At 42.8% G+C, this 15,143-nt stretch carries 15 protein-coding genes; 11 read left to right on the top strand and 4 right to left on the bottom strand.

Annotated elements, in window-relative coordinates; translation table 11 throughout:
* The first annotated feature begins 10 nt into the window (after nt 1-10).
* From ACRPI0_RS14910 to ACRPI0_RS14870, 9 genes are all read left to right on the top strand, one after another.
* Nucleotides 11-1,132 carry a mandelate racemase/muconate lactonizing enzyme family protein gene (locus ACRPI0_RS14910; protein ID WP_432353540.1) on the top strand — a complete coding sequence of 374 codons (1,122 nt, stop codon included), beginning with the start codon at nt 11-13 and terminating at the stop codon, nt 1,130-1,132.
* Nucleotides 1,132-2,148 carry an ABC transporter ATP-binding protein gene (locus ACRPI0_RS14905; protein WP_432353539.1) on the top strand — a complete coding sequence of 339 codons (1,017 nt, stop codon included), beginning with the start codon at nt 1,132-1,134 and terminating at the stop codon, nt 2,146-2,148. Before ACRPI0_RS14910 ends, ACRPI0_RS14905 begins: the two co-directional genes overlap by 1 nt.
* Before the next feature lie 14 nt (nt 2,149-2,162).
* A complete protein-coding gene (pcp, locus tag ACRPI0_RS14900; protein ID WP_432353538.1) occupies nt 2,163-2,768 on the top strand; it encodes a pyroglutamyl-peptidase I in 606 nt (201 codons plus the stop codon).
* Nucleotides 2,769-3,192: 424 nt separating this feature from the next.
* The gene (locus ACRPI0_RS14895) at nt 3,193-4,212 is read left to right on the top strand and encodes an ABC transporter ATP-binding protein (protein ID WP_432353536.1); all 1,020 of its coding nucleotides are present in this window, start codon (nt 3,193-3,195) and stop codon (nt 4,210-4,212) included.
* A complete protein-coding gene (locus tag ACRPI0_RS14890) occupies nt 4,199-5,137 on the top strand; it encodes an ABC transporter ATP-binding protein (protein ID WP_432353534.1) in 939 nt (312 codons plus the stop codon). The genes ACRPI0_RS14895 and ACRPI0_RS14890 overlap by 14 nt, the downstream gene beginning before the upstream one ends.
* A 3-nt stretch (nt 5,138-5,140) precedes the next feature.
* Nucleotides 5,141-6,109, top strand: a complete 969-nt coding sequence (opp4B, locus tag ACRPI0_RS14885) for an oligopeptide ABC transporter permease (protein WP_432353533.1) — start codon at nt 5,141-5,143, stop codon at nt 6,107-6,109.
* Between the two features lie 27 nt (nt 6,110-6,136).
* Nucleotides 6,137-7,042 carry an ABC transporter permease gene (locus ACRPI0_RS14880; protein WP_432353532.1) on the top strand — a complete coding sequence of 302 codons (906 nt, stop codon included), beginning with the start codon at nt 6,137-6,139 and terminating at the stop codon, nt 7,040-7,042.
* A 21-nt stretch (nt 7,043-7,063) separates the two neighbouring features.
* Nucleotides 7,064-8,884: an oligopeptide ABC transporter substrate-binding protein gene (gene opp4A / locus ACRPI0_RS14875; protein ID WP_432353531.1), complete on the top strand. Its 1,821-nt coding sequence runs from the start codon at nt 7,064-7,066 to the stop codon at nt 8,882-8,884.
* Nucleotides 8,885-8,982: 98 nt separating this feature from the next.
* Nucleotides 8,983-9,687: a CBS domain-containing protein gene (locus ACRPI0_RS14870; RefSeq protein ID WP_432353530.1), complete on the top strand. Its 705-nt coding sequence runs from the start codon at nt 8,983-8,985 to the stop codon at nt 9,685-9,687.
* 236 nt (nt 9,688-9,923) lie between these two features.
* Here ACRPI0_RS14870 and ACRPI0_RS14865 read toward each other — a convergent pair whose 3' ends face one another.
* Nucleotides 9,924-11,255, bottom strand: coding sequence for a TrkH family potassium uptake protein (locus ACRPI0_RS14865; protein ID WP_432353529.1), 1,332 nt, complete (start codon nt 11,253-11,255; stop codon nt 9,924-9,926).
* A 145-nt stretch (nt 11,256-11,400) separates the two neighbouring features.
* On the opposite strand from ACRPI0_RS14865, the gene ACRPI0_RS14860 reads away from it, so the two are divergent.
* A complete protein-coding gene (locus ACRPI0_RS14860; protein ID WP_432353528.1) occupies nt 11,401-12,150 on the top strand; it encodes an ABC transporter ATP-binding protein in 750 nt (249 codons plus the stop codon).
* Nucleotides 12,147-12,905 carry an ABC transporter permease gene (locus tag ACRPI0_RS14855; protein ID WP_432353526.1) on the top strand — a complete coding sequence of 253 codons (759 nt, stop codon included), beginning with the start codon at nt 12,147-12,149 and terminating at the stop codon, nt 12,903-12,905. Before ACRPI0_RS14860 ends, ACRPI0_RS14855 begins: the two co-directional genes overlap by 4 nt.
* 175 nt (nt 12,906-13,080) lie before the next feature.
* On the opposite strand, the gene ACRPI0_RS14850 is transcribed toward ACRPI0_RS14855, so the two are convergent.
* The 3 genes from ACRPI0_RS14850 to ACRPI0_RS14840 all read right to left on the bottom strand — a co-directional run bounded on the left by ACRPI0_RS14850 (nt 13,081) and on the right by ACRPI0_RS14840 (nt 15,137).
* On the bottom strand, nt 13,081-13,428 hold the full coding sequence (locus ACRPI0_RS14850) for a carboxymuconolactone decarboxylase family protein (protein ID WP_432353525.1): 348 nt from the start codon (nt 13,426-13,428) through the stop codon (nt 13,081-13,083).
* A gap of 71 nt (nt 13,429-13,499) precedes the next feature.
* A complete protein-coding gene (locus ACRPI0_RS14845) occupies nt 13,500-14,024 on the bottom strand; it encodes a metallophosphoesterase family protein (RefSeq protein WP_432353524.1) in 525 nt (174 codons plus the stop codon).
* A gap of 159 nt (nt 14,025-14,183) precedes the next feature.
* Nucleotides 14,184-15,137, bottom strand: coding sequence for an alpha/beta hydrolase (locus tag ACRPI0_RS14840; protein WP_432353523.1), 954 nt, complete (start codon nt 15,135-15,137; stop codon nt 14,184-14,186).
* Nucleotides 15,138-15,143 lie beyond the last annotated feature (6 nt).

Raw genomic sequence — 15,143 nt, 5'->3', positions numbered from 1 at the left:
GAGTGGTGACATGAAGATTCAATCCATTCAACTATATACAGTTGCTGTTCCGTTACGAAAACCATTCAAGACAGCATTGCGTACTGTTCATACCGCATACTCGACGTATGTGAAAGTCACAACAGATAATGGGAAATCGGGCTGGGGAGAAGCTCCACCGACTCATGTAATTACGGGCGACTCCATGGCGAGTATTGCATATGCAATCGAAGAGGTACTAGCTCCCAAGTTAGTCGGAATGGATATACGGAACCGGACGGAATTGTTCAAGGTTTTACAAAACACGATTATACGGAATAGCAGTGCTAAAGCAGCCGTCGATATGGCGATTCACGACTTGCTTGGACAACTTGCAGGACTTCCTCTTTATCAACTTCTTGGAGGACATAAGAGTAAGCTCGATTCGAACTTTACAGTGAGTGTCAATGATCCAACAGAAATGGCAGAGGATGCGCGTAGGTATGTAGAAGATGGATTCACTACGTTGAAAGTGAAAGTGGGGACCGGATCTGCCGGGCTCGATATTGAACGTGTCAGAGCGATACGGAAAAAGGTCGGAACCACCGTAAAGATTCGACTGGATGCGAACCAAGGTTGGCAGCCTAAAGAGGCGATACGAACAATTGCTGCAATGGAAGATGCAGGGCTTGCGATTGAACTCGTTGAACAGCCCGTCCATGCGGAAGATATAGATGGATTGTTGTTTGTTACCCAAAATACATTGACGCCAATCATGGCGGACGAAAGTGTGTTCTCACCGAGAGATGCATTGCGTGTCTTGCAGTGTGGAGCTGCAGACTTGATCAATATTAAGCTGATGAAGTCAGGTGGTATCCATGAAGCATTGAAAATTAACGCACTCGCTGAAAGTTACGGAGTTCAATGTATGACGGGCAGTATGATTGAAACAAAGCTTGGAATAACGGCAGCGGCGCATTTTGCTGCAAGTCAACCGAACATTACACGGTGCGATTTTGATGCCCCCCTAATGCTGACTGGCGACCCTGTACTTGGAGGCGTTACCTATTTCCAACAAACCATTGAGCTACCTGATGAAGCAGGGCTCGGTGTACAGATTGACAACTCATGGCTCACTCAACATAGAACATCTGGAAGCGAGGAGAAACAGTGATGACCGATTCCCAATCCATATTATTATCTGTGAAGAATCTGAAAAGACATTTTGATGTAGGTAAAGGAAAGACGTTAAAGGCAGTAGATGGCCTAAGTTTTGATATTTATAAAGGAGAGACATTCGGTCTCGTAGGCGAGTCAGGTTGTGGGAAGTCTACAGCTGGGCGAACCATCTTAGGACTTTACAATAAGACGGACGGTGAAGTTGTATTTGAAGGACAAAATGTTCATGAGATGAACGATAAAGAGCGCCAACAATTTTTGAAAAAGATGCAAATGGTTTTCCAAGACCCTTATGCATCTCTGAATCCGCGCTCTACAGTATATGAAATCATTGCAGAACCAATGCAAATCCATAAAATGTACAGATCTAAAAAGGAATTGCGGGCACGAGTGAACGAACTTCTAGAGGATGTCGGATTAAATCGAGACCATGCGAATCGTTATCCTCACGAGTTTTCAGGTGGACAGCGACAGCGTATTGGCATTGCACGTGCGCTAGCGCTAGACCCCGAGTTCATTATTGCAGATGAACCGATTAGTGCATTGGACGTATCAGTCCAAGCGCAAGTGGTCATGTTGTTTCAGCGATTGCAACGGGAAAAAGGGTTGACGTATCTCTTCATCGCACATGACCTATCCATGGTGAAATATCTCTCAGATCGAATAGGCGTTATGTACTTAGGACATTTAGTAGAGCTGACAACGAGTGATCAGCTTTATAGCAAGCCCCTACATCCTTATACAGAAGCGTTGCTCTCGGCAATTCCGATTCCTGATCCTGATATTGAAGAATCTAGAGAACGGATTCTTTTGGAGGGGGAGTTGCCAAGTCCGATTGACCCGCCTTCAGGTTGTGTATTCCGAACAAGATGCCCAGTTGCAATGGATGTATGTGCGACACAGAAACCTAGGTGGCTTGAAAAAGACGAAGGTCACTTTGTAGCATGTCACTTGCATGATGAAGTAATAATGGAAGAAGTTAATGGAGCTAAGATGCAGATCCATGTATAAAGGAGTGTTTTATCATGAAGAAATTACTGCTAACAGGGTTTGAACCTTTTCTTTCGTTTCCAGTAAATCCAACGATGCAAGTTGTTGAACAACTAGATGGGAAGACCATCGGTGATTATGTAATCTACGGAAAGATCCTATCCGTGAATTTCAATGCATCGGGGGATGAGTTGCTCGATCACATACATGAGGAAAAGCCGGATGCCGTCCTATCATTAGGACTTGCTGGAGGACGTTATAAAATGACGCCTGAACGGGTTGCGCTAAATGTGAAAGATGGAGAACCTGATAATGAAGGTCATCGGCCTATAGATGAAATCATTGAATTAGAAGGACCGCCCGCCTACTTTTCAAGTCTACCCATACGTGAGATGGTAAACCGTTTGTCTGATGCAGGCTTGCCAGCAGACATTTCAAACTCTGCCGGAACGTATTTGTGTAATAACGTGATGTATGCAGGACTTCATTGGGCGGCTCAACACAAATCGGAAATGCCATCAGGATTTTTGCATATTCCGGCGTCGTACGAGTTAGCGATTCAGCATGGCAAAATTCCAGGGTGGGCACTAGATGATTTAGTAAAGGGCGTTAAGATTTGTATTGAGACGCTATCTGACTAAAAACGTAGCAAGTTATTATAGTGAAGTGTATTTTCGTGTCGCGAAATGTCGCATAATAAGCTACTAAAAATTTGTTATGCAAAGGTTTATAAGGGAAATGATTCTAAAGTAATGAGACTACTTCCTAATTAACGCTAGAGCTGTTGAATGGGAATGCAGTAAACGAAATAGCGATACAAGCGGATTGCCGCTTACTCAAAAAAACATACGTAAAATATGAAATGAAGAAAGTGGCTTTAATCTCCCTTTGTTACAGAGTTTGTCATCGTTTTGTCATGATTGAAATAATCTATGTATTTGGTATTCTGGAAAAATAGTATTGCCAACATAAAAATTGTGTAGTATAGTTGAAAAAAGATTATAAAGTCTGAAAATTACATCAACCTTTTTTTGTACATATAACCAAAGGCAAGGAGGAACTACGTTGGCTGAGACAGTTTTGGAAATTGAGAATCTACGAACGTCATTCAACATTAAGGGGAATTATTACGCAGCTGTGGACGGTGTGTCATTAACTGTTCATAAAAATGAAGTCGTGGCGATTGTCGGTGAATCTGGATGTGGAAAAAGTGCACTCGCACTATCCATTATAGGTCTTCATAATGCGAAGACGACAAAACTGGAAGGTCAAGTGAATTTGAAAGGGAAGAATCTATTAAGCTTACCTGTTGAAAAGTTGAATAAAATTAGGGGGAAAGACTTGGGCATGATCTTCCAAGATCCAATGACAGCTCTGAACCCACTTGCTACAATCGGTCGACAAATCGAAGAACCGATGGACTACCATATGAAACTCTCTAAAGCGGCAAAAAAGAAGCGGGTCTTAGAGTTGCTTGAACAAGTCGGCATTAAAGATGTGAACCGCATCTATAAGCAATACCCTCACGAACTCTCTGGTGGTATGAGGCAACGTGTGGTCATTGCAATCGCACTTGCGTGTAACCCCGTCATGTTGATTGCAGATGAACCAACAACTGCACTGGACGTAACGATTCAAGCCCAAATCATGGACTTGATGAAAGACCTACAGCGAATCACGGATTCGGGCATCATTCTCATCACTCATGATTTAGGTGTAGTTGCAGAGATGGCGGACCGAGTGGCGGTTATGTACGCGGGAGAATTCGTAGAGATCGCAGACGTCAATACATTATTTGCGAATCCATTACATCCCTACACACGCTCGCTATTAAGTTCAATCCCTTCCAATATGACAGATAAAGAAGAACTACATGTCATTGAAGGTATTGTACCGTCGATTCAAAAACTAGATCGGGAAGGATGCCGTTTTGCTCCTCGAATTCCTTGGATTTCTGAGGAAGCACACGAAAGTAATCCAACGCTACATGAAGTGGATCCTGGTCATTTTGTACGCTGTACGTGCTACAAAGACTTCCACTTCCCGGAAGAACGAGTGGAGGATAAAAACTATGTCACTACTTAATGTAAAAGATCTACAAGTTCACTTTCCAATCCGGGGAGGTTTCTTCCGTAGAGTGGTCGACCAAGTACGTGCTGTCGATGGAGTGAGTTTTGAACTCGAGCCAGGTGAGACTTACGGTCTTGTAGGTGAATCGGGTTGTGGTAAGACCACAACAGGACGAGCAATTATCGGACTCAACAAAGCAACTGGAGGAGAAATCCAATTCAATGGAGATAACCTCGCTAACATGAGTGGATTTGACCGAAAAAAACATATCCGTGATATCCAAATGATTTTCCAAGATCCTTATTCTTCTTTGAACGGAAGAAAGAACGTCTTGAATATTATTGCAGAACCACTGCGCAATTTTGAGCGGCTCTCTCCTAAGGAAGAACTAACACGCGTTCAGAATATGATTGAACGTGTTGGCTTAAGTCCAGAATCTATTTACAAGTACCCGCACCAGTTTTCCGGTGGTCAAAGACAAAGAATTGGGATTGCTCGAGCTCTTATGCTTAATCCGAAACTGATTATTGCGGATGAACCAGTATCTGCATTAGATGTTTCCGTACAGGCACAAGTGTTGAACTTCATGCAGGAAATTCAAAAAGATTTCGGATTAACTTACTTATTCATATCCCACGATCTTGGAGTTATTAAACATATCTGTGACAGAATCGGGATTATGTATAAGGGCCGTTTTGTAGAAGAAGGTACGGCTAACGATGTATACACAAATCCTCAGCATCTCTATACGAAGCGATTAATTGCCGCGATTCCTGAAATGGACCCAGCAAAACGTTTCGAGAAGATGGAGTTGCGTGAACGAATCAATGTCGCTTATCGAACAGAGTATGATAGCTACTTTGATAAAGACGGTCGGATGTTCGACTTGAAACCGCTTACTTCAACGCACTCAGTAGCTGTGAACCAGGGGGTGCTGTAAGCAATGGTTAAATTTATCATCCGACGTATGCTTGTCATGATTCCTCAACTGTTTTTGCTAAGTCTAATTATCTTCGTCTTAGCGAAACAAATGCCAGGTGATGCAGTAACAGGTGCATTCATGGGAAATCCGAACGTAACACCTGAGCAAGTGGAAAAGATCCGTGAACAATATGGTCTTAATGACCCTTGGTATGTGCAGTATGGAGCTTGGGTTGGAAAAGCAGTTCATGGAGACTTGGGTAGTTCATATACACATAAGCAACCAGTTACGTCCCTTCTCGCAGGACGAGTTGCTAACACAGTGCTGTTATCTTTATTCGTACTTATCGTTTCGTATGCAATTGCGATTCCGCTTGGAATAATCGCGGGCAGGTGGACGGATTCCTGGGCGGACAAACTGATTGTCACCTATAACTACTTTTCGTTCGCAACGCCTTTATTCGTTTTCGCCTTACTCATGTTGTTCCTATTCAGTTTTATACTTGGCTGGTTCCCTACAGGAGGCAGTGTCGATATACGAATAGAATCTGGAACATGGGCGTTTTACATGAGTAAACTAGAGCACTTAGTACTTCCTGGAATGTCTGGAGCTCTACTTGCGACTTTCGGAACAATTCAATATCTACGAAATGATATTATCGATACAAAATTAAAAGACTTTGTTAAAACGGCCCGTTCGAAAGGGGTACCTGAAGGTAAAGTCTATACGAGACACATTTTACGTAACTCATTGTTGCCGATTGCAGCATTCCTTGGATATGAAATCACAGGATTGATTGGTGGTTCAATTTTCCTGGAAGTAATCTTTAGCTATCCAGGCCTCGGTCAGCTCTTCATTCAATCGATTACAGGACGCGATTTCACCGTCGTAACAGCCATTGTCATGATTTCAGGAACAGCTGTTATAGTCGGAACTATGCTCTCTGATATTATATTGAGCGCAATCGATCCGCGTATCCGAATTGAATAAGAAAAGCAGATGAGGAGGGAATAGAAGATGGTTACAGTTAACCAAAAAGAATTGATAGCTAAAGAAAAAGCAAATAACCCGTCATTTGCAAAAACAGTATGGCGTGAAATCAGACACGATAAAATGGCGTTGGTTTCGTTAGTGTTGCTATTGGGCATCATTATCACAGCATACTCTTCACCGTTGTTTATCGATCAGGAGCAACTTCAACGTGTGAATTTCTTAGAAACTTGGGAACGTCCATCTGAAACTCATCTATTAGGAACGGATGATGGAGGGCGAGACGTTTTAGGCCAACTTCTAATTGGTACTAGAAACTCATTCACTATTGGGCTTAGCGTGACCGTTATTGCCGGCTTGTTCGGACTAACGATTGGTCTGATCGCCGGATTCTTCGGTGGTTTGGTTGATAACGTTATTATGAGAATTATAGACTTTCTGCTTGTATTACCGAGTACGATGTTCATTATCGTATTCATCGTAATTGTCCCGGACTATTCGGTGTTCACGTTCGTCTTAATGATGAGTGCGTTCGCCTGGTTTGGAAAAGCCAGGCTCATTCGATCCAAAGGTCTCGCCGAACGAGAATTGGATTATATCAATGCATCCAAAACGCTCGGTACACCAAGTTGGAAAATTATGTTCTTTGAAATGTTCCCGAATTTGAGTTCACTCGTCATTGTAAATATGACATTGACACTTGCAGGGAACATCGGTCTTGAGACCAGTTTGACATTCCTAGGTTTTGGACTTCCGGCAAGTACCCCGTCACTAGGGACATTAATTTCTTTTGCGACGAATCCGGATATCGTTCAAAACAAATGGTGGGTTTGGTTACCTGCAGCATTGCTGATCTTAGTAATGATGCTGTGTATAAATTACATCGGACAAGCGATCAAACGCGCGTCGGATGCAAGACAAAGATTGGCTTAAAAAAAAGGGGAGGTAAGACAATTGAAGAAAAGAAGTTTAATGTTGCTGGCAAGTCTAATGCTCGTACTAAGTGTATTCCTTGCTGCTTGTAATGGCGGCGATAGTGCAGATGGCAACAAAGACAAGGGCAAAGGCAAAGATAATGGAAAAGATAACGGTACTGAAGAAGGTGGAGAAGATGCTAAAGCAGATCTTGATTTCCCACTAGAAACATCGAATGATAAAGAAGCAATGGAAGACGGTGAAATGACAATTGCAATGGTTGCTGATGAGCCATTCGAAGGAACATTGAACCGTAACTTCTACTCAGGTACGTATGATGCTGAAATCCTTGGATACTTCGATGAAGCACTTCTTGACACTGATGGTGACTACTTGATCACTAACAACGGTGCTGCAGAATACGAGTTATCTGATGACAACAAAACACTAACTTTGAAAATCAAAGATGGTGTAAAATGGCATGATGGTGAGCCAGTTAAGACAAGCGACCTACTTTACTCTTATGAAATTCTTGGACACCCGGATTATGCGGGTAACCGTTATGACTTCATGATTGAAAACGTGGTAGGTATGCCTGAATATCACGAAGGTAAAACAAAAGAAATCTCTGGTATTGAAATCGTTAACGACCAAGAGATGAAATTCACATTTACTGAAGCAACACCATCAATCCTTTCTGGATTCTGGTCATATGCAACACCACGTCACCATGTTGGAGATCTTATGACTGGTGAAGTTACAATCAAAGACCTTGAGTCTTCAGACAAAATCCGCGTTAACCCAATCGGATTCGGACCATATAAGATTGAAAAGATCGTACCAGGTGAGTCAGTTCTTTACGCACGTAATGATGACTACTACAGAGGCAAGCCTGCTCTTAAATCAATCGTTCAAAAAGTTGTTAGTACTGCAACAATCGTAGAATCAATGAAAAAAGGCGATGTCGATCTAGCGAGTATTCCTGCTGATCAATACGAAACAGTTAAAGGCGTAGAAGGTATGGAACTTCTTGCAGACGTTGACTATGCATACACGTACATCGGTTTCAAACAAGGTAAGTGGGATGCAACTAAGAAAGAAAACGTAACAGATCCAAAAGCCAAAATGGCTAGCAAAGAGCTTCGCCAAGCAATGTGGTATGCAATGGATAACAAGACAATTGGTGAAAAACTTTACCACGGTCTGCGTTTCCCAGCAACATCATTGATCATTCCAGTATTCGAAAGCTTCCACGATACGAGCGTTGAAGGACGTCCGTATGATCCAGAAAAAGCAAAAGAACTTCTTGAAGAAGCAGGATTCAAAGATACAGATGGAGATGGATTCCGTGAAGACCAAAATGGCGAGAAGTTAGTAATTAACTTCGCTTCAATGTCAGGTGGAGAAACAGCTGAGCCAATTGCAAAGTCTTACATGCAAAACTGGGCTGACATTGGCTTGAAAGTAGAACTAGTTGACGGTCGTCTACACGACTTTAACGCATTCTACGACATGGTTGAAAATGATGATCCTAAGATCGATATCTACCAAGGTGCTTGGGGAACTGGATCTGACCCAGATCCATCTGGACTTTATGGTCGTACAGCATCATTCAACTATACTCGCTACACAAGCGAAAAGAACGACGAGTTGTTGAAAGCTGGTACATCTGAAAAGGCATTCGATACAGAATACCGTAAAGATATCTACAACCAGTGGCAGGAACTTATGTTTGAAGACGTTCCAGTTGCACCAACTGTTTACCGTTACGCACTTACAGCTGCTAACAACCGTGTAGTTAACTACTCAATGGATCCAGGTTCTGACTTGCGTCTATACGACATGGGCGTAAGTGAGTAAGTAACCAAACCGAAACCGTCTCCCGAAAAGGAGACGGTTTTTTTGTGCGATTCAATTGTATTTAATGGGTATACTTATTCTAAGGAGTTGATGGGGACATGTCCGCAAAAAATTCGGATCGATTTATCATCGCGTATAATCGTATTGAAAAAGCACTCTCTAAAAAAGTGGAAGAGAGTGGATTTTTACCATTTTATCGACTGATTGAAAAAGCAAAAATCAAGAACTCCGTAGTCCGCAATCACGAAGACGACCTACGTGAGTTTGGCGATTTGCGAAATGCGATTGTCCATCACAGAACTGGTGTCGACTATGTCATAGCTGAACCACACGATGATATAGTGGAGCGCATTGAATTGATTGAACGGAAAGTGAGTAATCCTATGAATGTAGGTGCTTTGTTTGGTTGTAAGGTGCACACACTAAAAGCCACAGATCCCTTAACAGCAGCTCTTCAATTAATGCAGGAGAATAAGTATGGTCAGTTGCCTATCTATGAGAGTGGGAGATTTAAAGGCCTCATCACGGCAGCCGGAATTACACACTGGCTCGCAGGGCAATCGACAGAAGATTCTATTTCCCGGGAAATACCGACATTGTCTGACGTCTATAACTATGAAAAGCGTAAAGAATCGTTTGTATTTGTCAGAAGAGATCTATCTGTGTACGAAGCAGAGGACTTTTTCAAACGTGCCATTTCAAAGGGAACGCGTCTAGAAGCGTTGCTCATTACGGAGGATGCAGATCATAACGAAAAGTTGATCGGGATTATCACGCCTTATGACTTGTTGAAGATTGACTGATTTGTAGGGGCGTGCTTCTGTATTAGATGAGGAGTTAGCATCGACTTGGGAAGATGCTCATAAACACAGGAAAGCGCTCATGAAGCTAAAAATCTCCTCATATACACAAAAATTACTCATAAGTTCAAAATGGAGACATCCATCCTCCCCAGCAGTTACCTTTGCAGATCATATCCTTAATAGCGTAAATACCTCCACACATCTGCATCGGCAGGCGGGTGGAGGCATTTTCTTTGTCATCCTGTATGCACTCTATCATAAGAATACTTAAAGGACTCTTTCTTAGGTCGTATTAACATGAAAAATAATGTGAGTGGGCCGATTCTTCCTAAAAACATCACGATACATAGAATCCATTCCCCAGCAGGGCTTAAATCGCCAGTGATCCCAACGGACAAGCCGACTGTTCCGAACGCTGAAACCGTCTCTATCAATAAGGGAAGGAAAGGAATCTGCTCTGTCACTGTCAATAAGAAGAATGCTGTGAAGACAAGCATAGAGCTAACTACCGCAATCGCTAGAGACCTGAAGATGATTTCGGTCTTAATGGTTCGTTTGAAAAGGTGAGGTTCTGTCATGCCTCTGAAGTATGCAAGGGTTGCAACAACAATGACGATGAATGTCGTTAGCTTTATTCCTGAAGCAGTGGAAGCACTCCCTCCTCCGATGAACATGAGCAATAGTGTTAGTAATAGCGAGCTGTCCTCCATATCACCGATGGCGACCATGTTGAAACCGGCTGTTCTTGGTGTCACCGCTTGAAAATAAGAGGTCAGCGCTTTGTCCCCGAGAGACATAGTACCGATCGTTTTCATATTGTGATACTCCAAAACAAACAATAGGAAGGTCGCAAGAAGGTTAATGGTCAAAGTACCGGCAATCATCATTTTTGTATGGAGCGACCACTGCTTAGTAGATCGTTTTGTCACGATATCCATTACAACCGTAAAACCAAGTCCTCCAATGATAAAGAGTGAGGATAAAATGAGTGTTACGGGTAGATTGCCAGCAAAACCAATTAGGTTATCAGCGAATAGAGAAAATCCAGCGTTATTAAAGGCAGAAACAACATGGAATACACTGTAATAGAGACCGTGTTTCCAACCGAATTCCGGCACCCAAAAACATGATAATAAGATGAATGCAATGCCCTCTGTCAGGAATACGAACGTCAAAATACTTCTCAAAAACTTAACAGTTCCACCTATTGCGTGTTGACTGAACGATTCTTGTAGGAATATGCGATTCTTCATCCCGACTTTACGTCCGAGGATAAGTAACAGCGCAACAGCGAAAGCCATCAGCCCGACGCCCCCGATTTGGATGAGGACTAATAGCACGATTTCGCCAAAGAGTGTCAGTGTAGATGCGATATCGAATACACTTAGCCCGGTAACGGTTGTTGCTGAGGTTGCGGTAAAAAGTGCGTCTATCCAAGTGATAGGCGTAGTCGTTGCGAACGGTAATTTAAGCAATAAGGTACCGACGAGAATAGTGACTAAAAAACTGCTAGCGATAAGAACCGGTGGGGTAACCCGTCTTTTCTTTTGAATGAAAGGTATTCGCATAGTAAGTTCTCCTCGGTAATTGAGATGTGGTATTGTTTGATTATTGATCGAAATGGTGAAATTACAATAGGCCAATGGATAGAATAGATCAGAAATATAAAACAAGACAAACGAATATGTTCAATTCGATAGGAGTTTATAGAATATGAATCAAGAAGAACAGGATCTGTCATTGCCATCACCCTCCATTGAATTTAAACGGGTAAGCTATGGTGTGGACCAAATTGAAATAATCAAAGAGGTGAGCGGACAATTTCCAACTGGTAAAATCACTGCACTGATTGGACCTTCGGGAGCCGGTAAGACGACATTGTTGAAATTGTGTAATGGCCTCGTAAGTCCAACTGAAGGTGAAATATATATAGAGAACAAAAGGATTGAGGAAATCTCTCCACTATCAGTTAGACGTAAGGTAGGAATTGTGCTTCAAAGTTCTCCCATGATCTCGGGTACGGTGCGAGACAATCTAGCCTTACCTTTACAATTGGCGGGTCAACCTTTATCTGACGAACAGGCAGTTGCCACGATGGAACGAGTCGGGTTGGCTTCGTCGCTCTTAACGCGAGATGCCAGGGAACTGTCCGGTGGCCAAAAACAAAAAGTCTCCATTGCACGTACGTTACTTAACAAATCGGATGTTTTATTGTTAGATGAAATCACAGCTTCCCTCGATCCAGAATCGTTACAGGAGATTGAAGCCGTACTCGTCAAATTAAACAAAACAGAGGGGATTACAATTGTCTGGATTACTCATAACTTGATCCAAGCCAACCGGATTGGGGACTATTTCTGGGTGATGGTGGATGGAGAACTTCGTGTAGCAGGAGAAAAAGAAGACGTGAATGCATCAGAAGATGAAGATGTGAAGCGGTTTGTAAAAGGGGTGTTGTCATGAGTTGGATGACGTTGAGTTTAACGCTGATCTTTGTATTCATCCCATTGCTATTATCTAAAACGCTCAATCTAGGATTAGAGCGCGATACGATTGTTGCGACGTTGCGTTCCACCGTGCAGCTGATTGCAGTAGGGTATGCCTTAAAGTTTGTATTCGATTCCGAACACCCTATTTTCATCGTGCTAATGGTTCTGTTGATGATTGTTGCCGCAGTACAAAATGCTCGCCATAAAGGAAAAGCGATTAAAGGAATTACGTGGAAGTTGTTTGTCACGTTCATTTCAATTGAAGTATTGACACAAGCTGTGTTGCTTGGATTACATATTGTTCCCGCGACTGCTCAATACATTATTTCGCTGAGTGGGATGGTTATCGGAAATTCAATGGTTCTTGCGATTTTATTTTTAAATCGATTCACCGCAGAAGTGGAAGCGCATCGGGATGAAAGTGAACTGATTCTATCACTCGGTGGAACTCCGAAACAGTCCATCAATCGTCAGTTGTTAAAAGCCATCCAGGCGAGTATGATTCCAACGATTGAAAGTCAGAAGACGATAGGTCTCGTTCAGCTCCCAGGAATGATGAGTGGACAAATCATCGCAGGAGCAGACCCTATAAAGGCGGTTCAATTTCAGTTACTTGTTGTATTCTTGTTGCTTGCGACTGCAGCGATGACGAGTGTGCTCCTCGGCCTCTTATCTTATCGAAGTTTGTTTACGGATAGGATGCAATTGTTGAAAATCGAGTCAGATTGATTGCTGATCAATGAAGTGTCAATCGTTTTTATAGAGGATAAATCCTGATACTTTGAAAGACAAGGGACAGGAGCACAACTGCGAATCCTAGCGAAGTGCTCATAACTCTCCCTGGAAGAACAAAAAAACTACCGAGCCACCAATGTAATTGGCTACGCCCCGGTAGATTCACCTGTCACTCCTTAAACTGTTGCAACATGCCACTCAAGCAAGTAACTGTTTGACTCATCACAGCGCCACTTCCTAATGCGGCTGCTACGCTACAAGCTTCCAGCATTTCTTGTTCCGTGCAACCTGCTTCGTAACAACCTTTTACGTGGAAGGCCATGCAGGTTTTATCGTCCGCATAAACACTAAGAGCCAGTGCGATTAGTTGCTTTTGTTTTCCATCAAGGGCTCCATCGGCAAAGCAACTTTCCGTAAAGGCATGAAATCCACTAGCAATGTCCGGCAACTTTTCGGTGAACTGTCCCATACCTTCTTTATACGAGCTCAACACACCATCTGCTGCATAATCTTCCATGATTCAAAAGACCTCCTGTTCAATTCGACAGTAGTATATGTATAGAGGTGTGAATCATGCAGAAAATAATATTAAAGTGTGTCTTTGAAAAGGATAAGTTCGGGACGAATCTCTTCGCCAATCTCCAGTACGATGAACGAATAGAACGGCATCTTCCGTTTGTCTGTAGGTGAACCTGGATTCATCAGGAGTTTCCCTTTAAAATATTTAATGACGGGGATGTGGGAGTGCCCAAAAATGATGGCATCAAGCTGTTCCTCCTCAAACTCTTCAACTGCCCGTTGTTCTGTCGTCTTTTTCTCGCCATGACCGTGCACTAACCCAATCCGGAGTCCTACGAGTTCAACTATCTGGCGGGCAGGTAGGATCTTGCGGATGTCCGCGCCGTCCACATTACCGTATACGCCAATCACTTCTGCGAAAGTAGAGAGTGTTTCATGCACTTCAGGTCCCCACCAATCTCCTATATGGATGATGAGATCCGCATGTCGACATTCATCCAGTAAACGCTTTGGTAAGCTATGGCCCCTGCCCGGGATATGTGTATCGCCCGTGATAATCACTTTCACATGAATCCGTCCCTTCCACTTTTTCATGGACAATGTAATTTATTTATTAGATATAGCGTACCCTTCAATGTAAGAATAGAAACCGCGTGCAGGATGCAACGAAACCTTTGGTTGCGCCAAGCGTATGTATAGGAGAGATGTAAGGAAACAAAAAACGCTCTTCAGATTAGAAGAGGCGTCTTTGGTTCAATCGAGCACTTTCTTAAGAAACTTCGTCAGTTTTTCTTCGTACTCGCCCGTCACATTATCAAATGCTTTCGTATGACCTGCATCAGGAACAATCCATAACTCATTGTCACCACTAGCAGCTTCGTACAATTCCGTTGCCATTTCAGTAGGAACCAGGTCATCAGCATCCCCATGGATGAGAAGTAAAGGTACTTTGTTCTTCTGAACCTGATTTACTACAGATGCTTCTTGTAGCGTGTATCCTGCACGTACCTTTGCAATGACACTGGTAACATCAAGCAAAGGGAATGCAGGTAACCCGTAAATCGACTTCAGCTGATGTGCCAGCTCTTTTTTTACGGTACTATAAGAACTGTCTGCAATAATACCTTTCACTTGCTTCGGTAGCTTTTCACCACTTGTCATTAAGACAGTTGCGGCACCCATCGAATTCCCTTGCAAAATGATTTGTTCAACGTCATGCTGTTGAATGAGGTATTTAATCCAATCTTTGTAATCGAGACGTTCGTGCCAACCATAGCCGATATAATCGCCTTCACTGTCTCCGTGACCGCGAGCATCTGGAAGTAGGACATCAAAGCCTTGGTCATAGTAAAACTTTGCGTATTTCCCCATGTCTTCGCCCGTATTGCGGAAGCCATGAGCTAGGATGACGGCTTTGTGCGCAACCGAAGTACTGTTTTTGATGAACTGAGCTTTAAGTTTTAAGTTATCATAAGATTGCATGGTTATTGTATTTTTGGACTGCTCAGCATACCAAATCTTCGCTTCTTTCAAGAGCTCTTGATCGGCATCACTAGCCGCGTCATTGACTGCTTCTAATTCACTATGAAGCTGAACTTCAGTACCACGCTTAATGCCTTGGTCATAAAAGTAGTTTCCAGCAAAAACGAGCGCAACAAGTAGAACGACAACGAGTGTACTGAGTGCAATTGCTATTTTTCTTTTCAAAAAATT

Origin of the sequence: Sporosarcina sp. A2, assembly GCF_050858885.1 — a bacterium.
Lineage (GTDB): Bacteria > Bacillota > Bacilli > Bacillales_A > Planococcaceae > Sporosarcina.
This window is presented reverse-complemented; position numbering and strand designations above follow the sequence as displayed.

Excerpts from the sequence above, each read along its gene's own strand:
- ACRPI0_RS14910 (WP_432353540.1), top strand. The coding sequence starts at position 11 with ATGAAGATTCAATCCATTCAACTATATACAGTTGCTGTTCCGTTACGA.
- ACRPI0_RS14905 (WP_432353539.1), top strand. The coding sequence starts at position 1,132 with ATGACCGATTCCCAATCCATATTATTATCTGTGAAGAATCTGAAAAGA.
- pcp (WP_432353538.1), top strand. The coding sequence starts at position 2,163 with ATGAAGAAATTACTGCTAACAGGGTTTGAACCTTTTCTTTCGTTTCCA.
- ACRPI0_RS14890 (WP_432353534.1), top strand. The coding sequence starts at position 4,199 with ATGTCACTACTTAATGTAAAAGATCTACAAGTTCACTTTCCAATCCGG.
- opp4B (WP_432353533.1), top strand. The coding sequence starts at position 5,141 with ATGGTTAAATTTATCATCCGACGTATGCTTGTCATGATTCCTCAACTG.
- ACRPI0_RS14880 (WP_432353532.1), top strand. The coding sequence starts at position 6,137 with ATGGTTACAGTTAACCAAAAAGAATTGATAGCTAAAGAAAAAGCAAAT.
- ACRPI0_RS14870 (WP_432353530.1), top strand. The coding sequence starts at position 8,983 with ATGTCCGCAAAAAATTCGGATCGATTTATCATCGCGTATAATCGTATT.
- ACRPI0_RS14865 (WP_432353529.1), bottom strand. The coding sequence starts at position 11,255 with ATGCGAATACCTTTCATTCAAAAGAAAAGACGGGTTACCCCACCGGTT.
- ACRPI0_RS14860 (WP_432353528.1), top strand. The coding sequence starts at position 11,401 with ATGAATCAAGAAGAACAGGATCTGTCATTGCCATCACCCTCCATTGAA.
- ACRPI0_RS14855 (WP_432353526.1), top strand. The coding sequence starts at position 12,147 with ATGAGTTGGATGACGTTGAGTTTAACGCTGATCTTTGTATTCATCCCA.
- ACRPI0_RS14850 (WP_432353525.1), bottom strand. The coding sequence starts at position 13,428 with ATGGAAGATTATGCAGCAGATGGTGTGTTGAGCTCGTATAAAGAAGGT.
- ACRPI0_RS14845 (WP_432353524.1), bottom strand. The coding sequence starts at position 14,024 with ATGAAAAAGTGGAAGGGACGGATTCATGTGAAAGTGATTATCACGGGC.